The sequence below is a fragment of the Streptomyces sp. NPDC046821 genome (assembly GCF_040645335.1).
GTDB lineage: Bacteria > Actinomycetota > Actinomycetes > Streptomycetales > Streptomycetaceae > Streptomyces.
On record NZ_JBEYYB010000008.1, the window covers coordinates 401,188 to 426,963 of the forward strand.

Annotated in this window: 19 protein-coding genes and 1 rRNA gene; 8 read left to right on the forward strand and 12 right to left on the reverse strand. The window is 71.4% G+C overall.

What is annotated here, in order from left to right:
* Positions 1-47: 47 nt before the first annotated feature.
* From ABZ893_RS18825 to ABZ893_RS18835, 3 genes are all read right to left on the reverse strand, one after another.
* On the reverse strand, positions 48-2,342 hold the full coding sequence (locus tag ABZ893_RS18825) for a LuxR C-terminal-related transcriptional regulator (RefSeq protein WP_361404516.1): 2,295 nt from the start codon (positions 2,340-2,342) through the stop codon (positions 48-50).
* 103 nt (positions 2,343-2,445) lie between these two features.
* Positions 2,446-3,120 (reverse strand): HAD family hydrolase, encoded by a 675-nt coding sequence (locus ABZ893_RS18830; RefSeq protein ID WP_361404519.1) that lies wholly within the window; start codon positions 3,118-3,120, stop codon positions 2,446-2,448.
* A gap of 54 nt (positions 3,121-3,174) precedes the next feature.
* Positions 3,175-3,690 carry a hypothetical protein gene (locus tag ABZ893_RS18835; RefSeq protein WP_361404521.1) on the reverse strand — a complete coding sequence of 172 codons (516 nt, stop codon included), beginning with the start codon at positions 3,688-3,690 and terminating at the stop codon, positions 3,175-3,177.
* 280 nt (positions 3,691-3,970) lie between these two features.
* Here ABZ893_RS18835 and ABZ893_RS18840 point away from each other — a divergent pair, with 280 nt between their 5' ends.
* On the forward strand, positions 3,971-4,492 hold the full coding sequence (locus ABZ893_RS18840; protein ID WP_361404524.1) for an Rv3235 family protein: 522 nt from the start codon (positions 3,971-3,973) through the stop codon (positions 4,490-4,492).
* 416 nt (positions 4,493-4,908) lie between these two features.
* On the opposite strand, the gene secA is transcribed toward ABZ893_RS18840, so the two are convergent.
* Complete coding sequence (gene secA / locus ABZ893_RS18845; protein WP_361404527.1) at positions 4,909-7,713, reverse strand: preprotein translocase subunit SecA; 2,805 nt, start codon at positions 7,711-7,713, stop codon at positions 4,909-4,911.
* A 257-nt stretch (positions 7,714-7,970) separates the two neighbouring features.
* Here secA and ABZ893_RS18850 point away from each other — a divergent pair, with 257 nt between their 5' ends.
* Both ABZ893_RS18850 and ABZ893_RS18855 read left to right on the forward strand, forming a co-directional pair.
* Positions 7,971-8,546, forward strand: a complete 576-nt coding sequence (locus ABZ893_RS18850; RefSeq protein ID WP_361404530.1) for a GNAT family N-acetyltransferase — start codon at positions 7,971-7,973, stop codon at positions 8,544-8,546.
* A gap of 110 nt (positions 8,547-8,656) precedes the next feature.
* Positions 8,657-9,835: a crosslink repair DNA glycosylase YcaQ family protein gene (locus ABZ893_RS18855; RefSeq protein WP_361404533.1), complete on the forward strand. Its 1,179-nt coding sequence runs from the start codon at positions 8,657-8,659 to the stop codon at positions 9,833-9,835.
* Between the two features lie 308 nt (positions 9,836-10,143).
* Here the strand turns inward: ABZ893_RS18855 and ABZ893_RS18860 are convergent, their stop codons facing one another.
* From ABZ893_RS18860 to mtnA, 7 genes are all read right to left on the reverse strand, one after another.
* A complete protein-coding gene (locus ABZ893_RS18860; RefSeq protein WP_361404535.1) occupies positions 10,144-10,899 on the reverse strand; it encodes a response regulator transcription factor in 756 nt (251 codons plus the stop codon).
* Positions 10,900-11,135: 236 nt separating this feature from the next.
* Complete coding sequence (gene raiA / locus ABZ893_RS18865; protein ID WP_361404538.1) at positions 11,136-11,897, reverse strand: ribosome-associated translation inhibitor RaiA; 762 nt, start codon at positions 11,895-11,897, stop codon at positions 11,136-11,138.
* 252 nt (positions 11,898-12,149) lie between these two features.
* The gene (locus tag ABZ893_RS18870) at positions 12,150-13,100 is read right to left on the reverse strand and encodes a ComF family protein (protein WP_361404541.1); all 951 of its coding nucleotides are present in this window, start codon (positions 13,098-13,100) and stop codon (positions 12,150-12,152) included.
* A 408-nt stretch (positions 13,101-13,508) separates the two neighbouring features.
* Positions 13,509-15,335 carry an LpqB family beta-propeller domain-containing protein gene (locus ABZ893_RS18875; RefSeq protein ID WP_361404626.1) on the reverse strand — a complete coding sequence of 609 codons (1,827 nt, stop codon included), beginning with the start codon at positions 15,333-15,335 and terminating at the stop codon, positions 13,509-13,511.
* A 94-nt stretch (positions 15,336-15,429) separates the two neighbouring features.
* Positions 15,430-17,511, reverse strand: a complete 2,082-nt coding sequence (gene mtrB, locus ABZ893_RS18880) for an MtrAB system histidine kinase MtrB (RefSeq protein WP_361404544.1) — start codon at positions 17,509-17,511, stop codon at positions 15,430-15,432.
* 1 nt (position 17,512) lies between these two features.
* Positions 17,513-18,202 (reverse strand): two-component system response regulator MtrA, encoded by a 690-nt coding sequence (mtrA, locus tag ABZ893_RS18885; RefSeq protein ID WP_361404547.1) that lies wholly within the window; start codon positions 18,200-18,202, stop codon positions 17,513-17,515.
* A 4-nt stretch (positions 18,203-18,206) separates the two neighbouring features.
* Positions 18,207-19,355, reverse strand: coding sequence for an S-methyl-5-thioribose-1-phosphate isomerase (gene mtnA, locus ABZ893_RS18890; protein ID WP_361404550.1), 1,149 nt, complete (start codon positions 19,353-19,355; stop codon positions 18,207-18,209).
* A gap of 140 nt (positions 19,356-19,495) precedes the next feature.
* On the opposite strand from mtnA, the gene ABZ893_RS18895 reads away from it, so the two are divergent.
* The 5 genes from ABZ893_RS18895 to ABZ893_RS18915 all read left to right on the forward strand — a co-directional run bounded on the left by ABZ893_RS18895 (position 19,496) and on the right by ABZ893_RS18915 (position 25,606).
* Positions 19,496-20,845 (forward strand): hypothetical protein, encoded by a 1,350-nt coding sequence (locus tag ABZ893_RS18895; protein WP_361404553.1) that lies wholly within the window; start codon positions 19,496-19,498, stop codon positions 20,843-20,845.
* Positions 20,846-20,849: 4 nt separating this feature from the next.
* A complete protein-coding gene (locus tag ABZ893_RS18900) occupies positions 20,850-21,545 on the forward strand; it encodes a DUF4129 domain-containing protein (protein WP_361404556.1) in 696 nt (231 codons plus the stop codon).
* 598 nt (positions 21,546-22,143) lie between these two features.
* The gene (locus tag ABZ893_RS18905; RefSeq protein ID WP_361404629.1) at positions 22,144-23,289 is read left to right on the forward strand and encodes a DUF4350 domain-containing protein; all 1,146 of its coding nucleotides are present in this window, start codon (positions 22,144-22,146) and stop codon (positions 23,287-23,289) included.
* Positions 23,286-24,278, forward strand: coding sequence for a MoxR family ATPase (locus ABZ893_RS18910; RefSeq protein WP_361404559.1), 993 nt, complete (start codon positions 23,286-23,288; stop codon positions 24,276-24,278). The genes ABZ893_RS18905 and ABZ893_RS18910 overlap by 4 nt, the downstream gene beginning before the upstream one ends.
* Before the next feature lie 17 nt (positions 24,279-24,295).
* Positions 24,296-25,606 (forward strand): DUF58 domain-containing protein, encoded by a 1,311-nt coding sequence (locus tag ABZ893_RS18915; RefSeq protein ID WP_361404562.1) that lies wholly within the window; start codon positions 24,296-24,298, stop codon positions 25,604-25,606.
* Positions 25,607-25,689: 83 nt separating this feature from the next.
* Here ABZ893_RS18915 and rrf read toward each other — a convergent pair.
* Positions 25,690-25,776 (reverse strand): 5S ribosomal RNA (gene rrf / locus ABZ893_RS18920); the annotation flags it as partial.

A 25,776-nucleotide genomic window follows, 5' to 3' on the forward strand; every position in this document is an offset into this window, starting at 1 on the left:
GGAACTGCGCGACCAGCCCAAACGAACCCGCACCCGACGACGCACCCCTAACGCGCAGGCCCACACATCCCCGCCCCCACCTCCGTGCGGGACGCCACCCCCAACTTGGCCAAGATGTGCTCCACATGCGCATCAGCAGTCCGCTTGGAGATCACCAGCCGCTCAGCGATCTCCCGATTCGACAACCCCCGAGTCACCAACGCAGCAACCTCCCGCTCCCGCCGAGTCAACGCATCCGCGCCCCCGGCCCCGCGGGGAACCGGCACCGCCGCAGGCGTCTCCGCCCCACTGCGCACCGCGTCCAACACCTGCCGCCCCGAAAGCCGCGCCCCCACCGCGTGCCACCGCTCGTACACCGGCCCACCCAGAGCCGCCCGCACAGCCTCCCGCGCGGACTCCTGCTCCTCGAAGAGCGAGGGCAGCATCCCCACAGGGTCACCACCCCCGAGCCGCCGCGCGTTCTCCGCGTAACCGAGCAGCCAGGCGGCCCGCACATGACACCCCTCATGAGCCGCCGACCATGCGAGCCCCAGACAGCACAACGCGGCGACCAGAATCTCGTCGATCTCACTCGCCGCCTCCAGCGCCCGCGCGAGCGGCGAGACACTCTCCTCGCGCCGCCCGGCCAGCCAGAGGATCACGCCCTGCACCATCAGCGTCGACCCGTACAGCTGCCGCTCCCCCGTGCCCTCCAGGTACGCGAGCCCCTGCTCGCACAGCCCGAGCGCACCCTCCTGGTCCCCGAGGACGGCCCGCAGCAGCGCAGCCTCGTAGTGGATGACGCCGATCCCGAGCCCGTCGTCGGTCTCCAGGAGCCACTGTCTGGCCTCTTCGAGCGCGACCAGCCCGTCCGGCTCCCCGCACAACGCGGTCAGCCCGCCGAGGTACGCGTCGCAGAACACCGCGACCCGCTTGTTCCCCGCCCGCCGCGCCACCCCCGACGCCACCTGGAACTGCTCAAGGGCCGTCGGCAGATCCCCCGTCCACACCGAGAAGAGCCCGGTCATGAACTGCCCCCACGACTGCTCGAGGCCGTCCCCCGGCAGCAGTGCGAGCCCCTTCTCGATCCAGTAGCGCCCCTCCGACAGCGCGCCCGACGCCCGCCAGAACGGCCCGAGCTGCGCCGCGAGCCACAGCCCCTCGGCGGCCCGCCCCTCCGTGGCGAACGCGTACTCCAGGGCGGCCCGCAGATCAGGCATCTCGGCCCGCAGCGCGCGGTGCGTCCCCAGCTGCTCCGGCCCGAGGAACGTGTCCCAGAAACGCTGTCCGAGGTCCCGGTAGTACGTGAAGTGCCGCTCCCGCACGGGCGCTTCGGCATCCGCCTCGGCCAGCCACTCGGCGCCGTACTCGCGGATGGTGTCCAGGAGCCGGTACCGGCTGCCGTTCTCCCCGATGCGCTGGACGACGGACTTGTCGACGAGGCCGATCAGCTGCTCCAGGACGGCGCCGGCGGGCAGCTCGCCACCGGCCTCGGGCCCGGCGCCGACCCGCTCGGCGGCCGTCAGCTCGAACGACCCGGCGAAGACGGAGAGCCGCGCCCACAGCAGCCGCTCCTCGGGCGTGCACAGCTCGTGCGACCAGCCGATGGCCGTACGCAGCGTCTGGTGACGGGTGAGCGCGGTGCGGCGGCCGCCGGTGAGCACTTCGAAGCGGTGGTTGAGCCGGGCCACGAGCTGTTCGAGGGGGACGGCCCGCAGGCGTACCGCCGCGAGCTCCAGCGCGAGCGGGATGCCGTCGAGCCGGGCGGCCAGGGCCCGCACCTGCTCGCGGTTGTCCCCGGTGACGGCGAACCCGGGCACGACCGCCGCCGCCCGCTGCACGAACAGCTCCATGGCGTCGTCCGGCGGAAGGGGCGCGACCGCGCAGCAGTGCTCGCCCGGCACGTCCAACGGCTGCCGGCTGGTGGCGAGGACGCTGACGCCGCCGGCCTCGCGCAGCAGGATGTCGGCGAGCATGGCGCACGCGTCGACGAGGTGTTCGCAGGTGTCGAGCACAATGAGCAGCCTGCGCCCCTGGAGGTGCGCCACGATCGCGTCGAGGGGCTCCATCCCGGCCTGGTCGGGCAGTTCGAGCACGGCGGCGAGCGTCGCCGGGATCAGCTCGGGGTCACGCAGCGCCGACAGCTCGACCAGCCAGATCCCGTCGGGGAAGCGCTCCCCGAGCCCGGCCGCGGCCCGCAGCGCCGTACGGCTCTTGCCGACCCCGCCGGGTCCTACGAGGGTGACGAGCCGCGACTGCTCGAACGCGCCCCGGACCTGGGCGAGTTCCTCCGCCCGGCCGACGAATGTGGTCACATCGGCGGGGAGTTGACCCCCGCGCCGCTGTCCGAAGCCGAAACCCATTGCTGCCGCGCCCCCGCTCCGCTCTGCCGGATCTCTGCGTTCCGGTTCGTCGACAATCCCACCACAGCGTACGCAGCCTGGTGCGGAGCGTGAGCGGATTCGCCTATTCCGCCAGGCCCTTCGCCACCTCGACGGCCTCGGCGAGGGTGTCCACGACGGGCGCTCCGACGCCTTCGAGGCTGGCTCTGCTGTGCGACCCGCCGGTGTAGAGCACGGCCCGCGCGCCCGCGTGCAGAGCGGCCACGGCGTCGTCGGCCGCGTCTCCGATGACCACCGTGCGCGGCGGTGCCACGCCCGCGCCGGCCAGGGCGCCCAGGTGGCGGACCATGTGCTCGGCCTTGCTGCCCCCGGAGGGGCCGGTGCGCCCGTCGACCCGCAGGAAGTGCGACTCGATGCCGAACTGCCTCACCAGCGGGACGAGTTCGTCGTGCCCGTACATGCTGAGGATCGACTGGCTGCACCCGGCGGACGCCCAGTCGGCGAGCAGCAGCTCCGCGCCGTCGGCGAGCCCGCAGGCGGTGCGGTGCAGCGTGTAGTGGTGGTGGAAGGCGGTGTCCATGACCTGCCACTCGGCGTCGGTGGGCACGCGCCCCATCAGCCGCTGGTAGAAGCGGGGTATCGGCACGCAGTACAGCTCTCGGTACCGCTCCAGGGTGATCGGCGCCAGGCCGATCTCCTCGAAGGCGGCGTTGGTCGCGTTGATGACCGCGTCGTTGTCCTGGAACAGCGTGCCGTTCCAGTCCCAGACGATGTGCGCTCCGGCTACGTGCTTCCCCATGCGGAAAACGTACCCGCACTCACTGACAATCCGACGTTCTCGCAGGTCAGACGGTCAGCTGCCGTGCCCGAGCAGGTTCGGGATCTCCTGCGTGGCGAACCAGAGGAGCTCGTGGTCCTCGGCCCCGTCGACCACGAACTGCGCGTCGTCGTCCCCCTGGTCGGCCGCCCCGAGCGCCGCGGCGGCCGCCGCCACGTCCTTCTCGGCGTCGCCGGCGTCCACGTGCACGGCCGCGGCCTTGGCGAGGCGGACGGCGTTCGCGATCCGCACCTCGCCGAGCGCGCCCGGGTCGAGCCCGCGGTCGGGGTCGGCCACGGCGGCGCCGTCCGGCACGTCGAGGGCCACGACGACGCGCTTGCGCGGGGCGTCCGGCTCCCCCGCGATCAGCCGGAGGGAGGCGAGGGCCGCGCGGTTGAGGGCCGCGTACTCCAGCTCCTCGATGTCGTCGGAGACGTACCACTCGCGCAGCGCGGGCGTCACGGCGTACGCGGTGAGCGGTCCGGGCCCCAGTTCGCCCGCCTTGTGCGCCTCGGCGAGACGGGGCAGGGACAGGGGAACGTACACGCGCATGGCTGGCCACTTTCGTCGGCGAGAGGGGCTTCAGGATACGTGCGGGAGTCCCCCTTCGGGGTGCCGGTGACGGCCGTTCCGCCCGCCCGCGCGATCACTCCGCGTCCCCCGCCCCACCTGCCTCGTCCGCGCTCCGGTCACCCGGATAGGTGAACCTTTTCCGCCGCCCGGGAGGGACCCGCCGGCCTTGTGACCCGCACCGCGCCCCACGTACAAGATCCCCAAGCGAAGTTACCGACCGGTATCACTCCGGTCGGTACGTCGAACGGGGACCCACAACATGCACGAGCCGACCACGGCCACTCGCGAGCCGCTGCCGCCGACGGTGCCGCTGCCGCTTCTACGGAAGGTGATGGACCAGCCGAGGCGCCGCCCCAGGACCCGGCCACCCGGCGGCCGCCCACCGGCCCGCCAGGACACGCGCCGCCCCGGCAGCCGCCCCCTCCGCCTCCCACCGCAGCTCCCGCCGCACCCCGCCGAACTCTTCACCGAGCGCCTCATGCTCGTCCTCAGCGGCCAGCGCCCGGTCCACTGGGCCTCCCGCCACTTCTCCAACACCCCCTACGACGCCCTGATCCGCCTCGCCGAGACCCGCCCCCTGAACGACCGCGGCCGCAGCCCCGTGGTCCGAGGCATCGGCCACTACGAACCCGAACCAGGCGTCTTCGAAGTCTTCGCCCGCATCAGCGCCGGCCCCAGACTCCACGCCCTGGCCTTCCGCCTCCACCTGGGCGATGACCACCGCTGGCGCTGCACGGCGGTGGAAATGGCGGGCTGCGGGGGCGGGGCACCGGTGGAGTGACGGCGGGGGCCAGGGGCTGGCGGAGGGGGCCGGAGCCGGGCCCCGCACGCCCCTGGCCCCGGCATGGTCCCCTGGCTCCGTACGAACACGGGAGGGGGCACAACAGCCCACCACGGCCCCCGGGCGGACGCCGGGAGACCGGCGGAGCCCCATAGACGGGCCGCGCCCTCCTAAGGGCAGCCGCCAGCCGGGCCATAGGCCCCGCGACACCGCCCGCAGGACTGGCCAGGCGGCCGCACCCGCAACGGAAGGAGCCGCCTCCAGCCTCAGGCCGCGCGCCGGCCGCGTGCAACGCCCCGCCGCACCCCCAAGACCGCCCGCACACACAAAAGAGGGGCCAGGCACCCACGGATGCCCGGCCCCTCCCTCAAACGTCACGCACACCCCGCCACCGCGGGGCTCAGCGCAGCGCCGCCTTACTTCTTGCGGCGACGCCCGCCCTTCTGCTGCTTGCGGCGCTCCGCGCGCGTGAGGCCGTCGGCCTCCGAGCGGGCCGGGCCGTCCTCGGAGATGTAGTCCATCTCGTCGACGCCACCCTCCGCGTTCGGCGCCTGGAAGTGCAGGCGGTCGGGACGCTGCGGGGCGTCGAGGCCCTTCGCGCGGATCTCGGGACGGCCGACACCCGCCGGCACCGCGTCCTGCTTGTCGAGGGACGGCACCGCGTCCTCCACCGGGACCTCCTCGACCTGCTGCTCGACCTGGACCTCCAGGTTGAACAGGTAGCCGACGGACTCCTCCTTGATGCCCTCCATCATGGCGGTGAACATGTCGAAGCCCTCGCGCTGGTACTCGACCAGCGGGTCCTTCTGGGCCATGGCCCGCAGGCCGATGCCCTCCTGGAGGTAGTCCATCTCGTAGAGGTGCTCACGCCACTTGCGGTCCAGGACGGACAGGACCACGCGGCGCTCCAGCTCACGCATGATCTCCGAGCCGAGCTGCTCCTCACGCGCGGCGTACTGCTCGTGGATGTCCTCCTTGACGGACTCACCGATGAACTCGGCCGTCAGACCCGCGCGGTCGCCCGCCAGGTCCTCCAGCTCCTCGGCGGTGACCTTCACCGGGTAGAGCTGCTTGAAGGCGCCCCACAGCCGGTCGACGTCCCACTCCTCGGCGAAGCCCTCGGCGGTCTCGGCCCCGATGTACGCGTCGATCGTGTCGTCCATGAAGTGCTGCACCTGCTCGTGCAGGTCCTCGCCCTCCAGGACGCGGCGGCGCTCGCCGTAGATGACCTCACGCTGCCGGTTGAGGACCTCGTCGTACTTGAGGACGTTCTTCCGGGTCTCGAAGTTCTGCTGCTCGACCTGCGACTGGGCCGACGCGATCGCGCGCGTGACCATCTTGTTCTCGATCGGCACGTCGTCCGGGACGTTCGCCATCGCCATGACGCGCTCGACCATCTGGGCCTTGAACAGGCGCATCAGGTCGTCGCCGAGCGACAGGTAGAAACGGGACTCGCCCGGGTCACCCTGACGGCCCGAACGACCACGCAGCTGGTTGTCGATACGGCGCGACTCGTGGCGCTCGGTGCCGAGGACGTAGAGCCCGCCGAGCTCCTTGACCTCTTCGAACTCGGCCTTCACGGCCTTCTCGGCCCGCTCCAGGGCGTCGGGCAGCGCGGCGGCCCACTCCTCGATGTGCTCCTCGGGGTCGAGGCCGCGCTGGCGCAGCTCCGCCTCGGCGAGGTCGTCCGGGTTACCGCCGAGCTTGATGTCGGTGCCTCGTCCGGCCATGTTCGTGGCGACGGTGACGGCGCCCTTGCGGCCGGCCTGGGCGACGATCGTCGCCTCACGGTCGTGCTGCTTCGCGTTCAGCACCTCGTGCTGGACGCCGCGCTTGGAGAGCTGCTGCGAGAGGTACTCGGACTTCTCCACGGACGTCGTACCGACGAGGATCGGCTGCCCCTGCGCGTGCTTCTCGGCGATGTCGTCGACGACCGCGTCGAACTTGGCGACCTCGGTCCGGTAGATCAGGTCGGCCTGGTCCTTGCGGACGAGCGGCCGGTTCGTCGGGATCGGGACGACGCCCAGCTTGTAGATCTGGTGGAACTCGGCGGCCTCGGTCATGGCCGTACCGGTCATGCCGGAGAGCTTGTCGTAGAGGCGGAAGAAGTTCTGCAGGGTGATCGTCGCGAGCGTCTGGTTCTCGTCCTTGATGTCCACCCCTTCCTTCGCCTCGATCGCCTGGTGCATACCTTCGTTGTAACGGCGGCCGGCGAGGATACGGCCCGTGTGCTCGTCGACGATCATGACTTCGCCGTCCATGACGACGTAGTCCTTGTCCTTCTTGAACAGTTCCTTCGCCTTGATGGCGTTGTTCAGGTAACCGACGAGCGGCGTGTTCACCGACTCGTAGAGGTTGTCGATGCCCAGCCAGTCCTCGACCTTGGAGACGCCGGACTCGTGGATGGCGACCGTGCGCTTCTTCTCGTCGACCTCGTAGTCGCCGGTCTCCTCGATGCCCTTCAGCGGGTTCCCCGGCTCGCCCTTCTTGAGGCGGGTGACCAGCTTCGCGAAGTCGCCGTACCACTTGGTGGCCTGGTCGGCGGGGCCGGAGATGATCAGCGGCGTACGGGCCTCGTCGACGAGGATCGAGTCGACCTCGTCGACCACCGCGAAGTTGTGACCGCGCTGGACGAGCTCGTCCTGGGACCACGCCATGTTGTCGCGGAGGTAGTCGAAGCCGAACTCGTTGTTCGTGCCGTAGGTGATGTCGCAGTCGTACTGCTCGCGGCGCTGCGCCGGCGTCATGTTCGCCAGGATGCAGCCCACGCTCAGGCCGAGGAACCTGTGGACGCGGCCCATCATCTCGGAGTCGCGCTCGGCCAGGTAGTCGTTCACCGTGATCAGGTGGACGCCCTTGCCGGACAGCGCGTTCAGATACGTCGGGAGCGTGCCGACGAGGGTCTTGCCCTCACCGGTCTTCATCTCGGCCACGTACCCGAGGTGCAGCGCGGCGCCGCCCATCAGCTGCACGTCGTAGTGCCGCTGGCCGAGGACGCGCTTGGCGGCCTCACGGACCGTGGCGAACGCCTCGGGGAGCAGGTCGTCGAGGCTCTCGCCGTCGGCGTACCTCGCCTTGTACTCGTCGGTGAGGGCCCGCAGCTCGGCGTCGGAGAGGCTGACGAAGTCCTCTTCGATGGAGTTGACCTGGTCCGCGATGCGGTGCAGCTTGCGCACAATCTTGCCTTCGCCTGCACGCATGAGCTTCGAGAGGACGGACACGGGGGTTGGTCTCCTTGCCGGTCGGGCCTGGCACGGTCGGGTATGACGGTATAAAGCAACGGCCATCGTATGCGAGGACCCCGGCCAGCCGGGAGGTCTGCCGTAACCACAGCCATAGGGACAACGGACGAGGGCCGCTCAAGGTGCCGCAACGAAGACACGCACTTCGACAGCTCACGTAACCGCGAAAGGTAACAGGGTGCTCACCCTGTGAAATCTGCTGGCGCCACGCCCGGCCCTACGACAAGAATCAGCCGATGGAACCCGTCGTACTCACCACCGACCGCCTGAGACTGCGCACGTTCACCCCGGAGGACGCCGACGAGGTGTACCTCGCGGTCCAGGACCCCGACATCCAGCGCTGGACCACCATCCCGTCGCCCTACGCGCGCGTGGACGCCGAGCACTTCGTCGGCCGCATGGTCCCGGACGGCTGGCAGGCCGACACGGAGTACACCTTCGCCGTACGGCTGGACGACGACGGCCCAGTGATCGCCGCCGCGAGCCTGCACCACCCGCGCACCGGCGCCTGGGAGGTCGGCTTCTGGACCGCCAAGGAACACCGCGGCCGCGGCTACATGACCGAAACCGTCCTCGCCCTGGCCCACTGGGCCTTCACCGACCTGGCGTGTACGCGCCTGGAGTGGCGCGCCGAAGTGGGCAACGTCGGATCGCGCACCGTCGCCGAGAAGGCCGGCTTCACCATGGAGGGCACCCTGCGCGCGGGCCTCCCGAACAAGGGTGCGCTGCGCGACTGCTGGGTGGCCGCACTCCTCCCCTCGGACCTCGGCCTCCCCACAACCCTCCCCTACCTCCCGCACCCCGACGCCTGAGACAGGTACAGCGCCCTACCTCCCGCACCCCGACGCCTGAAGTTCAGTACGGGGCGTCCCATCTCCCGTTCCCCGCCTGACTGTCAGTGCCGCGCCCTATGGTTCCTGGCATGACGACCTTGCCGCGCCCGGCCGCCGAACTCTCCGCCGACGAGGCCCGCCGCATCGCGCTGCGGGCCCAGGGGTTCCTGGGCGCGCCGGACCGCAGAGCAGGGGTGCGCGGCGCCCTGCGCCACCTCGGAGCGGTCCAGCTCGACACGATCTCGGTCCTCGCCCGCTCGCACGAACTCGTCCCGTACGCGCGCCTGGGCGCCGTCGGCCGCAGAACGGTCGAGGACGCGTACTGGACGCCGGGTCCGGACGGCGAACCCCACGCCTTCGAGTACTGGTCGCACGCGGCGTGCATCCTGCCCATCGAGGAGTGGCCGCACTTCGCGTTCCGCCGCCGCGCCTACCGCACGCGCCCGCACTGGGGCCACGACCTTCCGGACGGCGCGTACGAGCAGGTCATCAAGCAGCTGCACGCCGAAGGCCCGCTCACGGCCACGGAGTTGGGCGGGGCGAAGAACAAGGGCGAGTGGTGGGACTGGTCCGACGCGAAGGTCGCCGTCGAGCGCGCCCTGATGTACGGCGAGGTCGTGTGCACCGAACGACGCGGCTGGAAGCGCGTGTACGACCTCGCGGAGCGCGCCGTTCCGCAGGAGCTGCTCCATGACGACCTGGACGACCGCGAGTGCGTACGCCGCCTGGTCCGGCTGGCCGGGCAGTCCCTGGGGGTCGGCACGCGGTCGGACATCGCGGACTATCACCGGCTGAAGAGCGAGCAGTTCGACGCGGTGGTCGAGGACGCGGGCCTGATTCCGGTGACCGTGGAGGGCTGGGGAAAGCCGGCGTGGGCGGACCCGGCGGCCCTGGAGACGGCCCCGCGCGGCCGCCACCGGACGACACTGCTGTCGCCCTTCGACTCACTGGTCTGGGAGCGGGCCCGCACGGAACGGATCTTCGGCTTCACACACCGCCTGGAGGCGTACGTCCCCAAGCCGAAGCGGGTACACGGGTACTTCGCGATGCCGGTCCTGGCGGGCGGCCACCTGGTGGGCCGAGTCGACCCGGCGCGCGACGGCAGCACACTGGTCGCCAAACAGATCTCCCTGAACGGCCCGAAGGCGGTCCCGGCGGCGGCGCAGGCCCTGCTCGAAGCGGCTGAGTGGGTGGGGTGCGACGCGGTCAGGGTGGAGCGGGCGGACGCGCCGGAACTGAGATCAGCGCTGGTCGCGGCGCTGGGCTGACGCGGGTCGGGGGCGTTCGCGGCGGCTTGCGTGACGCGGGTCAGCAGCGGTCACGCCGCTTGGGTGACGCGGGTCAGCGGCGGTCACGGGGCTTGCATGACCTGGGTCAGCGGCGGTCACGCCGCTTGCGTGACGCGGGTCAGCGCTGCTCTCGGTGCTTATGTGACGTAGGCCAGCAGCCTGGTCGCGGCGCTCGCCTGACGTAGATCAGAGCTGATCGCGGCGCTTAGGTGACGCAGGCCGGCAGCCTGGTCGCGGCGCTCGCCTGACTCGGATCGGACCTGGTCGCGGCCCCGGCGGAGCCAGTCTCACCTGATCTCGAGGATCTTCTCCCGCATCGCGTACACCACGGCCTCCATCCGGGAGTGCAGCTGCAGCTTCTCCAGGATGTTGCGCACGTGGTTCTTGACGGTGTTCTCGGAGATGAACAGTTCCTTCGCGATATCGCGGTTGTTCATTCCCGTGGCGACGAGCTTGAGGACTTCCAGCTCCCGGTCGGTCAGCCGGGGCGCGGGGACGAGCCGGCGCTCGTCGGTGCGCTGGATCATGGACTTGAATTCGGTGAGGAGCTTCGAGGCCATCGAAGGGCTGATCTGCGACTGCCCGTCGGCGACGGCGCGAATGGCCGTGGCCACCTCGTCCGTGGAGATCTCCTTGAGCAGATATCCCGTCGCGCCGGCCTTGATCGCGTCGTAGAGATCGGCTTCCTCATCGCTGATGGTCAGCATGATGATCTTGGCGCTGGGGGCCACTTCCTTGATGGAGGTGCACGCCTCGATCCCACCGCGCTTGGGCATACGAACGTCCATCAGGATGATGTCGGGCAGCAGGTCAGCGGCCTTGTCGACAGCCTCGGCACCGTCGCCCGCCTCGCCGACGACCTGAATGTCCTCCTCCGCGGCGAGGACGATCTCGAGCCCGCGCCGGAACAGCGCGTGGTCGTCCACGACGAGGACCCTGATCGGTTCCTTGCGTGGCGAGCTCTCGTCCGGGCCCATGCCAAGGAGTCCGTCGTCGGCCGCTCCGGCGCCGTCGTCCCGCAGCGGTCCGAAACTGTCCGCCATCGTTCCTCCCCCTGAAGGCCATGGCCCCGTCTTCCGGTGCCACGCCAACCCGAGGCTGCGGCACACCGGTTGACCCGGCCCGGCCATGATTTCATGCCTTGGCATCGGTGCGGTGACAGAGCGGTGCGCAGGGGGTCGCACGAGGGTGCCCCCGGGGGCGCACACGCTCCCAAGGGCACCCCGCCGGCTGTCTCCCGCGGACTGAGCGACGCTGTCGGGCTCAGCGGCGCTGCGACTCAGCCGCCGAGCGCCCCGCCGGCGTCGGACGACTGGGCCTGGGTGACCATCGGGTCGGTGTTGAGGTGGATCACGCCGTAGTCATAGGCGTGGCGTCGGTAGACGACGCTGGGCTCCTTTGTCTCGGAGTCGACGAAGAGGTAGAAGTCGTGCCCGACCAGCTCCATCTCGTAGAGCGCCTGGTCGAGCGACATGGGTGCGGCGACGTGCGTCTTCTCGCGGACGATGAGAGGTCCTTCACCCTGGACCTCGATGGAACCGATCCTCTTGGTCGGTACGCCGCCGGCCTCCTCGCTCTCGACGAGCGAGCCGTCCCCGTTCAGGGTCGCCGTGTGGACGACTTCGGGGACTTCCGCGGCCGTCAGCCTGCCGTTCCCACGGCGGGTGGACCGCTTGCTGTGCTCCCTGCGCAGTCGCGCCTCGAGCTTGTCCGTTGCCAGGTCGAGCGCCGCGTACGGGTCGTTGGCCGCGGCTTCCGCCCTGATGACCGGGCCGCGCGTGCGGAGTGTGATCTCCACGCGGTCGCAGCGGTCGGCCTGTCGGGGGTTGGGCTCCTTGGACACCTCCACGTCGAGGCTGATCACCTTGCCGTCCAGCTTCTGGATCTTCTCCAGCTTCAGCTTCTCGGCCACGTGCTTGCGGAACCGCTCGGGCACCTCGGTCTTGCGGCCCTTGACGACGATGTCCACGCAGAACTCCGTTCCCGGATCACTCCGCTCCGTCGCGGAGCATCTCCCTCTTGCACCAAACTCCGGCCACATCCGGAGTCTCCGACTCGGTGACTTCCACCTCCTCCTCCCCCAAGGACAAGATCTACACCCCATCATCGCGGGTGATTGCCGAAAAAACTTGCGGCGCCCACGACACGGCATTCCGATATGCAGGAGATGGCGTCCGCCATTCCTCACAACCGAACATATCTCGCCCGGACGGATGTCGTCACCCTCTACTGACGCGTACCCCCATTCAAGTGAATGGACCCTCTCACCACCTGCAACGACGCAGCTTTACCCTCAGTTCCGGTTTATTTCGAAAGAACCCGGTGAAGCGGCGACGACGGCCCCGATGATCAAGTTCCGCGGGGGCAATTCCCGTGCCCTTTCCATCCATCTCTGCGCGCTCCCGGCACCCACGCCTTGGGCCGTCCGGGGTCTCGCGGCACGGATTGCGCGGGCCGCCTCCGCCAGCGAGGCACCCGTCGTCATGAGGTCGTCGACCAACACGATCAAGCCATTCTCGGCGAGGAGCGCGCGGGCGCCCGCTGGCACCTCCAACGCGCCGGCGAGGTTGGCGAGGCGCTCACGGGAATTGAGTCCGGCCTGGTCGGCAACGGGGCGCCGCTGGCGCAAACCGGCAAGCACCCGGGCAGCCACACCGCTCCGGCGCAGCTCAGAGGCGGCGGCATACGCAATCCTGCGCGCCGGATCATGCCCACGCGCACGCACGGCTTTACGGGCGGAGGGGACGGGGACCAGTAGGAGGGGTGGGCGTCGTAGGGGTGCACGTAGTCCATTGGGGGCCCCACCCCCCGCCCCTACCCCCTCCCCTGCCCCCACATCGGCCCTGGCCACAGCTCCGGCAGCCAAACCACCGGCGCCACCCGCACCACCAGCACCGCCCAGCCCCACACCACCAGCACCAGCACCAGCACCGCCACCGCTCAACCCCACACCCAAAACCCCCGCCCAAACAGCCCCCGCAAGCGCCACCCCCAACGGCCCCGCGAGCCCCAACGCCCCCCGTTCCTTATGGGCCAGCAAAACCTCCCGCACCGCATCCCGGTACGGGGCCGCCGCGTGCACCACCGGAAGCCCGCCCGGCTCAGGACTCGGCCGCACCCGCCCCGGCTCGCCCCCGTACAAGGCGTCCGCGCACCGCGCGCAGAGCGTCGTACGCGGCCGACCGCAGCCTTCGCACTCGGCCGGCAGCACGAGATCTCCGAGGTCCTGCCACCACCCCCGCATAACCACCACTGTGCCAACGGGCGCGCCCCACGACCACCCCTGTGGACAACCGCCTGTGGATAACTCCCGGAAGCGCAGCCTCCGTTGCCACGGAAGAGTCAACGCACGTCGCACACACGGCTGGACGCCCCCAAAGACAACCCCCGCACACACAACCGACGCAGCCGCCCCGGCAACACCCTCGCAGGCCCAACCCCAGCCCACCCAGGCCCAGCTGATGGAAACCCGGCCCCCATCCGCACACAGCGGCCACACCCCGCAGCGCCAACCCCACCGCCGACCAACCGCCCGACCGCCCATCCGCCCGAGCGCTCCCCGACCGGCCGTCGCAACCGTCCCAACCGGCCGCCCCAACCGACCCGACCCGCCCGACCCCTCGAATCGCCGCCCCAACCAACCCCCCACCCCCTACCCCGGATAAACCGGAGCCGTCCCCTCCTTAAGCACCGTCTGCCAAGGCAGCCCCGGCGGCAGTCGGACGATCCCGTCGTCCGAGTGGGCGACGAGCGGGAGGCGGTCGTCCTCGGACGCCGCGATCTCCTTCACGCCGGTCAGGCCGGGCAGCGCCTGCCCCGTCGGCACCGACCCGTCACACTGGACGTAACTCAGCTGCCGTACGCCCCCGGACTCGCGGCCGACGACCACGAGGCGGCTCGGGCCGGCCCATGACATGGCCGTGACTTCCTCCATCTGCGGTGCGGCGGCGCTGAGTTGAGGGACCGTCACCGTCATCCGGCCGTCGGCCGACACGTCGCGCTCGATCCGTCCGATGCGCAGCGTCGTCCGGCCCTTGTCCTCCACGATGAGGGCGATGCGCACCCCGTCGGCCGACACCTTCACCGCGTCGATGCGTGCGCCGCCGAGGTCGGACACCTCGACCTCGTGGACCTTGCCCGCGAGGCCCCGGCCGAGCATGAGCAGGCGCGGGTTCTTGGGGTCCCGGTCGGCCACCCACAGGTCGCCGAGCCCGTCCCAACTGGGCGTCGTCAGGCGGTCGTTCTCGGACTTCGCCTCACTCTTCGCTACCGGGTCGCCGAGCGAGGCACCCGACACGAACGACCCGACGAACAGTTCGCTCCCGTTGCTCGACACCGCCGCGGCCTGCGTCTCGTCGCGCGAGACCGCGACCGAGCGCATCCGCTGCTCACCGTCGCCGAGGGGTCCCGGCACGCGCTCGGGTTCCTTCGTCGTGCGGGAGGCGCCGGACATCCGTACGAGCCGGCCCTTGCCGTCCAGGAAGTACTGGTCGTCGGAGGGGCCGGAGGTGCGCTGCGCCACGAGACCCTCGGCGCCGCTCTCACTCAGCACACACAACTGTGAGCCGTTGGACCGCTGGAGTTCGATCTGCGAGACGTTCGCCGACGTCACATCCTGGAGGGAGAACAGGAGTTGGGCGGCCATCTCCTTGCAGCGGGCCTGCCCGACGTGGTCGGCCTTCGCGTTGAGCGGCACCTTGAGGTTGTTGTCGTCGTCGGGCGCGAGGGACTTCACGTCCTTGCGCAGCCCCGTGCCGGTCGGGAACGCCGTGGTCACCGCGGGATCCAGCCAGCGCGTGGGCCCGTCGAGCAGCGCCCGCACGGTCTGCGTGAGGGGGTCGATCCACTGGCGTACGTACACGGGGTCGGCCACCAGCCTCTTCTGACGGCCACTCACCCCTGAACCCGTACCCGTACTGGTACCCGTACTCGTACTCGTGCTCGCGTTGGTGGCCGAGCCGCCGCCCGGTGTCTCCTCGTCCAGCGCGTAGTAGTACTTGTCGACGGACTGGTAGATGCGCTGGAAGTCGGACTGTCCGAGGACGACGCCCTGCGGGAGCCCGTCGATGCGCCACTGCTTGCCCTTGGGCCCGTCCTCCTGGACGAGGTGCAGCGTCTTGCTGTACGCGCCGCTTTCCGGCCGGTACGCCTGCTCCTGGTCGACCAGCGCGACCTGACTGCCGTTGAGCCGGAACGTACGGCCTTCGTCACCGGCGCTCGGCCCGTTCGCCGGGTCCGGGCTCGGCCCGTCCTTGAGGACGGTGGTGCGTGCCTCCGGGTGCCAGCTCCTGGCCGCCTTCGCCGTGAGGTACTTGCGCGCCATCGTGTACTGGGGATCATCGCTGGTCAGGGCCTCGAGGAAGCCGTCGACGATGCTGACGGGCCCGGCGTGCTCGCGCGGTGGCATCGCGAAGACGCGTACCTGCGAGTCGGGCCGCTGGGATGCCTCTACGGCCTGCAGGCCGCCGCCGTCCGGCATGGACGCGCACCCGCTGAGCACGAGCGCGCCGCTGCCTGCCAGCACACCTGTGCGCAGTCCGCGCCGTCGTCCGTCCGACGCCGGCCGCCCCTGCTCACCGCGCACGACCGTCACCACTTCCCTCGCCCCTCCCGCCGGCCGCGTCGGCCGGTCCGGACTGCTCGTGCGGGGCGTCCGCGGCCCCGGCGTGTTCCTCCTGGGCAGCCGACGCCTCTCCTCGGGACGCTGCTGCCTCGCCTCGGGCCACGACTCGCGCACCGTTCCCCGGCAGCGCCGCGGGATCGACGGAGTACCGGGGCGAGGCTGACTCGGACACAGCCACGCGGGACGCACCCGCCGCCTGCGCCGGAACCGTCGCCAGCTTGCCCGCGCCCCCACCTGGCGGGAGCCCGGCCTCGCTGAGGCCGCGGTTGCGCCGTGAGTCCTCCGGTTCCAGCGGTATCGGCGACCCGCGCAGGGGCTCGTCGGCCGTGCGCGGCAGCGTCAGCCGGAACTGCGATCCGCCGCCCGGCTCGCCCCACGCCTGGAGCCAGCCGCCGTGCAGCCGCGCGTCCTCCAGGGCGATGGACAGGCCGAGGCCCGTTCCTCCGGTCGTACGCGCGCGTGCCGGGTCGGCGCGCCAGAAGCGGCTGAAGACCCGCGTGGCCTCCCCGGGTTTCAGGCCGACGCCGTAGTCCCGTACGGCGACGGCGACCGCGCCGCCCGCCGCGGCGAGCCGTACGACGACGTCCTTGCCCTCGCCGTGCTCGACGGCGTTGACCACGAGGTTGCGCAGGACGCGCTCGACGCGCCGCGCGTCCGCCTCGGCGACGACCGGCTGCTGGTCGCCGATGATCCGCACATGCGTGCCCTTGTGCTCGGCCAGCGGTTCGGCGCCGCCCACCACGCGCCGGACGACCTCGCGCAGGTCTATCGGCTCCGCCTCCAGGGCGGCGGCGCCCGCGTCGAAGCGGCTGATCTCCAGAAGATCCGAGAGCAGTGACTCGAACCGGTCGAGCTGATCGGCGAGGAGCTCCGCCGAGCGCGCGGTCACCGGGTCGAAGTCCACGCGCGCGTCATGGATGACGTCGGCGGCCATCCGTACCGTCGTCAGTGGCGTCCGCAGCTCGTGGGACACGTCGGACACGAAGCGCCGCTGCATCCGTGAGAGATCCTCGAGCTGCTGGATCTTCGTGTGCAGGTTCTGGGCCATCTTGTTGAAGGCCTCGCCGAGCCGGGCGATGTCGTCCTCGCCGGTGACCTTCATGCGCTCCTGGAGCCGACCCGCGGAGAGCCGCTCGGCGACTCCGGCCGCCATCCGCACGGGCGTGACGACCTGCCGTACGACGAGCCAGGCGATGGCGCCGAGCAGGACGACGACGAACAGTCCTGCCGTGGCGAGGGTGCCCTTGACGAGGCCGAGCGACTTCTCCTCCTGCGTGAGCGGGAAGAGGTAGTACAGCTGGTAGGCGTGGCCCTTGGGGTCGGTGAGCTGCTTGCCGATGACGAGGCCGGGCTGCGATTCCTTGCCGTCCTCGTAGACGATCCGCGTGTACTCCTGGGACGCGCCGGTCATCTGGTCGACGCGCTGTCGCAGGTCGTCGGGCACGCTGGGGTCGAGGACGCCGCCGGAGGCGCGCGGTCCGCGTACGCTCTCGCTGCCGTCGGCGCCGGGCGGGCTGAGCGTGACGACGTCGAAGGCGCTCTGGCCGCCGGACGCGAGCTGGGTGACCAGCTCACTCATCCAGTTGTTCGTGTTGAGGGGGGCGCGGCCGTCCGCCGTCGCCCCGTCGCGCGCGCCGGCCGCCGCGGTGTCGGCCTTGTCCTTGGCGGCCCGGAAGCCGCCTTCGGCCTGGCTCTGCGACGCCTTCACCTTGGCGTCGAGCAGGCCGTTGCGTACGGAGCCGATGACGACGATGCCGAGCAGCAGGACGACGCCGAGCGACATCAGGAGCGTCGTGACGACGACCTTGAGCTGGATGTTCCGTCGCCACAGGCGCATGGCGGGCAGCAGCGGCCGCCGCACCCAGCGCGCGAAGAGGCGCAGCACAGGGCTGCCCTTCATCCCGCCCTGGAGCAGCAGACCGCCGTCGAGGACCCGGCGCAGCACGAAGCCGCGCCCGGCCTTCGGTCCCACAGGCCGCTCCGAGCGGATTCCCGGCCTCCCGGGTGCCGGAGCGGCACTGTCCCGGGACACGTCAGCTCGGTCCGGCCTTGTAACCGACGCCACGGACGGTCACGACGATCTCCGGACGCTCGGGGTCCTTCTCGACCTTCGAGCGCAGCCGCTGCACATGTACGTTCACGAGGCGGGTGTCGGCCGCGTGCCGGTAGCCCCACACCTGTTCGAGCAGGACCTCGCGCGTGAACACCTGCCACGGCTTGCGGGCGAGCGCGACCAGCAGGTCGAACTCCAGCGGCGTCAGCGCGATCGACTGGCCCTCCCGCTTCACGGAGTGCCCGGCGACATCGATGACCAGGTCACCGATGGTGAGCTGCTCCGGCGCGGGCTCCTCGGACCTCCGCAGCCGCGCCCGGATACGGGCCACGAGCTCCTTCGGCTTGAACGGCTTCACGATGTAGTCGTCGGCGCCGGACTCGAGGCCCACCACGACGTCCACCGTGTCGCTCTTCGCCGTCAGCATCACGATCGGTACCCCGGACTCCGCCCGGATCAGACGGCACACCTCGATGCCGTCCCTGCCGGGAAGCATCAGGTCGAGGAGCACCAGATCCGGCTTGGAGTCGCGGAAGGCGGCCAGCGCCTTGTCGCCATCAGCTACGAACGACGGCTCAAAACCTTCACCACGCAGCACAATGCCGAGCATCTCGGCCAGTGCGGTGTCGTCGTCGACGACAAGGACTCGTCCCTTCATAGGCCACATCATCCCATTAGCTAATCGTTACCTGGCGTGACCTGGCACACAGCTCGCCCAGTCCTTCAGCTGTCACAGGGGAAATCACTCCCCGTTCCGTGACGATCGCCGTCACCAACTCGGGCGGCGTCACGTCGAACGCGGGGTTGTAGGCCTGTGTCCCCAGCGGAGCCACCGGATTCCCCCCTCCCACATCGACCCCGGCCACGAGCGCCCGCGGCGCCATGACCTCCGTCACTTCTTGTCCGGCCCGCTGCTCCACCTCGACGGACGCTCCGTCGGGGGTGTCCGGATCCACGGTCGTACCGGGTGCCACCACGATGAACGGCACGTGGTGGTACCTGGCGAGCACCGCGAGCGGATAGGTCCCCACCTTGTTGGCGACCGAACCGTCCGCCGCGATCCGGTCCGCGCCGACCAGCACCGCGTCGACCTCGCCGGCCGCGAACAGCGACCCCGCCGCATTATCCGTGAGCAGCGTGTAAGCCATCCCCGTCCGCGCCGCCTCGTAGGCGGTCAGCCGCGACCCCTGGAGCAGCGGACGCGTCTCGTCCACCCAGAGCCGGCGCAGCTTTCCCTCCCGGTGCGCGGCGAGTGCGACCGCGAACGCGGTGCCCTCGCCCCCGGAGACCAGCGCCCCCGAGTTGCAGTGCGTGAGGATCCGGTGCTGCCCTCCGGTGTTCAGTTCGTCGAGCAGCGCGAGGCCATGCGCGGCCATGGCGGCGCTGGCCTCGGCATCCTCCCGGTGCAGCGCCCGCGCGGCGGCCAGCGCGTCCCTAGCGGCCCGCTCCCGGTCCCCCTCCTGCCCAAGCCCTTTCCGGTACGCGGTGTGGGCGCGGCGCACGCCCCGGGCGAGGTTCACCGCGGTGGGGCGCGCGGCGGCCAGCGCGTCGGCGGCCTCGTCCACGTCGAACCCGCGGGCCGCCGCCAGGGCGACGCCGTACGCCCCCGCGATGCCCAGCAGCGGCGCTCCCCGGACGGCGAGCGTCCGGATGGCTTCGACGAGTCCGTGCGCGTCCGTGCACACGAGCTCGACCTCTTCGAGGGGCAGCCTGGTCTGGTCGAGCAGGACGAGCGCGGGCCCCTCGGCCGGCTCCGCCCATCGCAGTACGGGTAGGTCGGTGGGCCGCTTGTCGTCGCCGGTTCGCGCGTCTTGATCAGCCATCCGCCCAGTCTGCCCCGTACCGGCCGGACAGTTGAAGGCATCCAGCCCGTACGGCACCCCGTCACTGCCGGGCCGCACCGTGGCACGATGGGCGCCAAGCCGCCGCCGCGAACGCGGACCGGCACCGTGAAGGAGCGACGATGAACGACACTCCGGGCTGGGCCTCGCCCGGATCTGCCCCCTCCGACGACCACGACGACCAGCCCGCGCAGGACGGCCACGACGGCCCGGCCGGCGCGGGTGAGGGCGGTGCTCCCGACCCGAAGTGGTCCAAGGAGCAGCCACCGCCCGCGCAGTGGTCCGCCCCGTCGGCCTCCGGCCAGGCCCCGCCCCCACCGGCCCCACCGGCCGCTCCGGCCCAGGGCTGGGGCGGCGGGTACGGCGGGCCCGGCGGCGGTGGCTACGGCGGCCCCGGTGGCCCCGGTGGCCCCGGTGGCGGTGGCTACGGCGGCCCCGGTGGCGGCTATGGCGGATGGGGTGGGTGGCAGGGCAGGCCGGCGGCCGCCAAGCCCGGTGTCATCCCGCTGCGCCCGCTGGGCGTCGGCGAGATCCTCGACGGAGCCGTGTCGACCATGCGTACGCACTGGCGCACCGTCCTCGGCATCTCCCTGGCCGTCGCCGTGCTCATCGAGGTCGTGACCGTCCTCCTCCAGGGCCTCGTCCTGACCGGCACGCCGGACACGGCCGCCCTCGAGAACGCGGGTGCCACGCCCGGCGAGGTGGCCCGCGCCTTCGGCGAAGCCATGGCCGACTCGGGCGTCGTCCAGGTCGTCTATCTCCTCGGCACCATCGTCGCGACGGCCCTGCTCACGACCGTGACCAGCCGGGCCGTGCTCGGCAGGTCCGTGACGCTCGGCGAGGCCTGGAAGGACGCCAAGCCCCAGCTCCTGAGGCTGTGCGGCCTGACGATCCTGCTGCCGCTGATCGCCGCCGCCGTCCTGCTCGCCTGCATGGTGCCGGGCATCCTCGTCAGCGTCATAGGCTCCTCGGAATCCGGCTCCGCGCTCCTCGCGCTGGGCGCCCTCGTCGGCGCCGGGCTGGCTATCTGGCTGATGATCCGCTTCTCGCTCGCGTCGCCGGCCCTCATGCTGGAGAAGCAGAGCATCCTGAAGTCGATGCGCCGCTCGGCCAAGCTGGTGCGCGGCTCGTGGTGGCGGGTCTTCGGCATCCAGCTGCTGGCCGGGATCATCGCCGGGGTCGTCTCGTCGATCATCATCATCCCGTTCACCGTCATCGCCTCCGCGCTGAGCGGCGAGGGCGTCAGCAACCTCCTCGACGGCAGCGCCGTCAACCCCGGCTGGACGTTCCTGATCGTCACGGGCATCGGCTCGGTGATCGGCTCCATGATCACGTTCCCCGTCACGGCGGGCGTCACCGTGCTCCTCTACATCGACCAGCGCATCCGCCGCGAGGCCCTCGACCTGGAACTCGGCCGCGCCGCGGGCCTCCAGGACTCCGGCGACACCGCCCGCCCCACCCCGGGGAGCTGATGCGGTGAGCCTGGCGGGGGGAGCGCTCCTCGCCGCCGCGCTGCACCCGCGCGGCGGCGGCGAACCACCGGTGACGATCCCGCGCGACCCCGCGCGGGAGGCCGCCCGACGCGAGCTGTCCAAGCCCGCGTACCACCAGGACGACCCGAGCCTCCTCCAGCGGGGCCTCGACCACTTCTGGGAATGGATCGGCAAGCTCTTCTCCGCCGCGTCCCGGGCGACCCCCGGCGGCACGGTCGGCCTGCTGGTCATCGCGCTCGCGGTGGTGGCCCTCGTCGTCGCCCTGCGGTGGCGCCTGGGCTCCCCGCGCAGCGCTCCCCGCTCCACGGCCGCCCTCTTCGACGACCGCCCCCACAGCGCCGCCGAACACCGCGCCGCCGCCGAGGCGCACGCCGCCCAGGGCCACTGGACCCCGGCCGTCCAGGAACGGATGCGCGCCATCGTCCGCTCCCTGGAGGAACGCGCCCTCCTCGACCCCCGCCCCGGCCGCACCGCCGACGAAGCAGCCACCGAGGCCGCCCACCCCCTCCCCACCCACGCCACCGAACTACGCGCAGCCGCCCGCCACTTCGACGACGTCACATACGGCGGCCGCACAGCAACCCGCGATACGTACGAACACCTCACAACCCTCGACACAGCCGTGTCCCGCACAACCCCCGACCTCACCGGCAGCACCTCCCGGGGAGCGGCCGAGTGACCGGCCGGTACGTACGCCCAGAGCGCGCCGTCGCACCGCAGGCGCAGGCCGAACCTGCATGGCCTGCGCACCTCGAGGAGGAGCCGCCCGCGCCGCGTACCCGCCCCACCACGGCACCCCGGTCCACGGCTTGCACCACTCCGAAGGCATCGGCCCCCACTCCGAACACCCCCACCGAGCCGACGCCGCCCACGCACTCCGCTAAGCGGCCCCCCGCAGCACCCGACCCCAGGGCCCTCACGACCCGAAACACCCCGGCCCCGGCCCCCACGCCGCCAACGCAGCCCGCCAAGCGTCCCCCGGGAGCACCCACCCTCGCGACCGGCACCACCCCGAGCGCGCCCACCCCCACGCCACGTCGGCACCCCGCCGAAGAGCACCCCGCCGATCCCCCCGTCACTGCCCTCACCGCCCCCGCCCTCACCAGCAGCACCCCTCCGGGAGCCGCCGAGTGACCAGCCGAAACCCACACCCGCAGCCCCCGCACGCCGCCACCCCGACCACATCCGCCACGCCCGACCAACCCACGCACCCCACCCAACAACCCCCCGCACATCCCACCTCCACCCCCACGTCCACATCCCCCACCCCCCGTCACATCTGGACCCGCACCCGCGGCCTACTCCTCGCCGCCGTGCTCGTCCTCATCACCGCCGCAGCCATCGCCCTCGTCCGCTCCAACGCCGCCCACGGCCGCCTCGACCCACGCTCCGCCGACCCCAACGGCAGCCGCGCCGTCGCCCAGCTCCTCGCCGGCCACGGCGTATCCACCCGGGTCGTCACCACCACCGCAGCGGCCCGCGCCGCGGCCAGCCCCGACACCACCGTCCTCGTCGCCTCCCCCGACCTGCTCACGGAGCACCAGCTCTCCCAACTGCGCTCCGCCACCGCCCGATCCGGCGGCCGTACCGTCCTGATCGCCCCAGGCACCCCCACCCTGAGCACGTTCACCCCCGACGTCACCGCGAGCGCCACCCCCAGCACGGGCACCCTCCAGAAGCCAGGCTGCGCCCTCCCCGCCGCCCACCGCGCCGGCGACGCCGAGACAGCCGGCCGCCGTTACGCCACGTACCCCGCCGACGCGGACGCCTGCTACCCCAGCAAGGGCCTCCCCACCCTGCTCCGCCTGCCAGAGGCGCACGGCGGCGACACCGTCCTCATCGGCGCCCCCGACATCCTCTTCAACAGCCGCCTGGACCAGCACGGCAACGCCTCGCTCGCGCTACAACTCCTCGGTTCCCGCCCCCACTTGGTCTGGTACCTCCCTTCACTCTCCGACGACTCCTCAGCCACCGGCACAGGCACTGGGGGCCGCGGCCTCCTCGACCTGCTCCCCTCCGGCTGGCTCTGGGGCACCCTGCAACTCTTCGTCGCGGCAGCCCTCGCCGCCCTCTGGCGCGCCCGCCGTCTCGGCCGCCTCGTCCCCGAACGCCTCCCCGTAGCGATCCACGCCTCCGAGGCCGTCGAAGGCCGCGCCCGCCTCTACCGCAAGGCGAACGCCCGCGACCGCGCCGCCTCAGCTCTTCGCACCGCCACCCGCACCCGCCTCGCCCCCCTCATCGGCGTCCCCCCGTCCCAGGCCCACACGCCCGAGACGCTGCTCCCCGCTCTGACCGCCGCTCTCCACACCCCCGGCCAGGACCCGCGCCCCCTCCTCTTCGGCCCGCCGCTGGCCGACGACGCGGCCCTGATCGCCCTCGCCGACCAACTCGACGCCCTCGAAAGAGAGGTACGCCATTCATGATGGACCCGACCACTGACAACGCCGGGCTCGCCGGAGATCCCCGCAGCTCACGGGCATCTCTGGAGGCCCTGCGCGCGGAGATCGCCAAGGCCGTCGTCGGCCAGGACCCCGCGGTCACGGGCCTCGTCGTGGCGCTCCTCTGCCGCGGCCACGTCCTCCTCGAAGGCGTCCCCGGCGTCGCCAAGACCCTCCTCGTCCGCGCGCTCGCCGCGTCCCTCGAACTCGACACGAAACGCGTCCAGTTCACCCCCGACCTGATGCCGAGCGACGTCACAGGCTCCCTCGTCTACGACGCCCGCACCGCCGAGTTCTCCTTCCAGCCGGGCCCGGTCTTCACCAACCTCCTCCTCGCCGACGAGATCAACCGCACACCGCCCAAGACCCAAGCCTCCCTCCTCGAAGCCATGGAAGAACGCCAGGTCACGGTCGACGGCACCCCCCGCCCCCTCCCCGACCCCTTCCTGGTCGCCGCGACCCAGAACCCGGTCGAGTACGAGGGCACGTACCCCCTCCCCGAAGCCCAGCTGGACCGTTTCCTCCTCAAACTCACGGTCCCCCTCCCGTCCCGCCAGGACGAGATCGACGTCCTCACCCGCCACGCCCAGGGCTTCAACCCCCGCGACCTGCGCTCCGCCGGCGTACGCCCCGTAGCCACCGCCGCCGACCTGGAAGCCGCCCGCGCCGCCGTCGCGAAAACCTCCGTCTCCCCCGAGATCACGGCCTACGTCGTCGACATCTGCCGAGCCACCCGCGAATCCCCGTCCCTCACCCTCGGCGTCTCCCCGCGAGGCGCGACAGCCCTGCTCTCCACAGCCCGCGCGTGGGCCTGGCTGACAGGCCGCGACTACGTCATCCCAGACGACGTGAAAGCCCTCGCCCTGCCCACACTCCGCCACCGCATCCAGCTCCGCCCCGAGGCCGAGATGGAGGGCGTCACGCCCGACTCCGTCATCCACGCGATCCTCGCCCACGTCCCCGTCCCCCGCTGACGCAAGGCTCTGGACCCATGGCCCTCACCGGACGCACCGCCCTCCTCGCCGCCCTCGGCGCCCTCCCCGTAGGCATCTGGGAGCCCAGCTGGACCGGCATCCTCGCCGTGAACGCCCCCCTGGCCCTGGCCTGCGCCTGCGACTTCGCCCTGGCCGCCCCGGTACGCCGCCTGCTCCTGACCCGCTCAGGCGACACCGCGGTACGACTTGGCGACCCGGCCGACGTCACCCTCACCGTGACCAACCCATCGCGCCGCCCCCTGCGCGCCCAACTCCGCGACGCATGGCCGCCCAGCAGCTGGCTCCCCGGCACCGAAGTCGAGGCATCCCGCCACCGCGTGACAATCCCCCCGGGCGAACGCCGCCGCATCACGACCCGCCTCCGCCCCACCCGCCGCGGAGACCGCACGGCCGACCAAGTCACGATCCGCTCATACGGCCCGCTCGGCCTCTTCACCCGCCAGGGCAGCCACGAGGTCCCGTGGACGGTCCGCGTCCTCCCCCCGTTCCACAGCCGCAAGCACCTCCCCTCGAAACTGGCCCGCCTCCGCGAACTCGACGGCCGCACCAGCACCCTGACCCGCGGCGAAGGCACCGAATTCGACAGCCTCCGCGAGTACGTTCCCGGCGACGACACCCGCTCCATCGACTGGCGAGCCACCGCCCGCCAATCCACCCTCGCAGTACGCACCTGGCGCCCGGAACGTGACCGCCACATCCTTCTGGTCCTCGACACCGGCCGCACCTCCGCCGGCCGAGTCGGCGACGCACCTCGCCTCGACGCATCCATGGACGCGGCCCTGCTCCTGGGCGCCCTCGCCTCCCGCGCCGGCGACCGCGTCGACCTGCTGGCCTACGACCGCCGAATCCGCGCCCTGGTGCAAGGCCGCTCGGCCGGCGAACTCCTCCCCGCCCTGGTCAACGCCATGGCACCACTGGAACCGGAACTCGTAGAAACAGACGCCCGAGGCCTCGCCGCCGCAGCCCTGCACACAGCTCCCCGCCGCTCCCTCATCGTCCTCCTCACAAGCCTCGACGCGGCCCCGGTGGAAGAAGGCCTCCTCCCGGTCCTCTCCCGCCTCACCAATCGCCACACGGTTCTGGTCGCATCTGTAGCGGACCCGAAGATCGCGGAAATGGCGAAGGCCCGAGGAAATACGGAAGCGATCTACGACGCCGCCTCAGCCGCCCAAGCCCAAGCGGAACGCCACCGCACGGCAGAACGCCTGATGCGTCACGGCGTAACGGTCGTGGACGCTACTCCCAATGAACTCGCGCCGGCGTTGGCAGACGCCTATCTGGCATTGAAAGCAGCAGGCCGCCTCTAACTCCGAAGCGCTATGCGCCCTAAAATGCCCCCAAACACAGAAAAGCCCCGTGCCGAATGGCACGGGGCTTTTCTCTAAATTTAGTTCGGCGGCGTCCTACTCTCCCACAGGGTCCCCCCTGCAGTACCATCGGCGCTGTGAGGCTTAGCTTCCGGGTTCGGAATGTAACC

Bases quoted from the DNA above. Each gene is read 5' to 3' on its own strand.
- ABZ893_RS18875 (WP_361404626.1), bottom strand. From the start codon at position 15,335: ATGCCGGACGGCGGCGGCCTGCAGGCCGTAGAGGCATCCCAGCGGCCC.
- ABZ893_RS18870 (WP_361404541.1), bottom strand. From the start codon at position 13,100: ATGCGGGGGTGGTGGCAGGACCTCGGAGATCTCGTGCTGCCGGCCGAG.
- ABZ893_RS18840 (WP_361404524.1), top strand. From the start codon at position 3,971: ATGCACGAGCCGACCACGGCCACTCGCGAGCCGCTGCCGCCGACGGTG.
- ABZ893_RS18830 (WP_361404519.1), bottom strand. From the start codon at position 3,120: ATGGGGAAGCACGTAGCCGGAGCGCACATCGTCTGGGACTGGAACGGC.
- ABZ893_RS18910 (WP_361404559.1), top strand. From the start codon at position 23,286: ATGATGGACCCGACCACTGACAACGCCGGGCTCGCCGGAGATCCCCGC.
- ABZ893_RS18825 (WP_361404516.1), bottom strand. From the start codon at position 2,342: ATGGGTTTCGGCTTCGGACAGCGGCGCGGGGGTCAACTCCCCGCCGAT.
- ABZ893_RS18855 (WP_361404533.1), top strand. From the start codon at position 8,657: ATGACGACCTTGCCGCGCCCGGCCGCCGAACTCTCCGCCGACGAGGCC.
- mtnA (WP_361404550.1), bottom strand. From the start codon at position 19,355: ATGGCTGATCAAGACGCGCGAACCGGCGACGACAAGCGGCCCACCGAC.
- ABZ893_RS18850 (WP_361404530.1), top strand. From the start codon at position 7,971: ATGGAACCCGTCGTACTCACCACCGACCGCCTGAGACTGCGCACGTTC.
- ABZ893_RS18860 (WP_361404535.1), bottom strand. From the start codon at position 10,899: ATGGCGGACAGTTTCGGACCGCTGCGGGACGACGGCGCCGGAGCGGCC.
- mtrA (WP_361404547.1), bottom strand. From the start codon at position 18,202: ATGATGTGGCCTATGAAGGGACGAGTCCTTGTCGTCGACGACGACACC.
- ABZ893_RS18835 (WP_361404521.1), bottom strand. From the start codon at position 3,690: ATGCGCGTGTACGTTCCCCTGTCCCTGCCCCGTCTCGCCGAGGCGCAC.
- ABZ893_RS18915 (WP_361404562.1), top strand. From the start codon at position 24,296: ATGGCCCTCACCGGACGCACCGCCCTCCTCGCCGCCCTCGGCGCCCTC.
- raiA (WP_361404538.1), bottom strand. From the start codon at position 11,897: ATGTGGCCGGAGTTTGGTGCAAGAGGGAGATGCTCCGCGACGGAGCGG.
- ABZ893_RS18895 (WP_361404553.1), top strand. From the start codon at position 19,496: ATGAACGACACTCCGGGCTGGGCCTCGCCCGGATCTGCCCCCTCCGAC.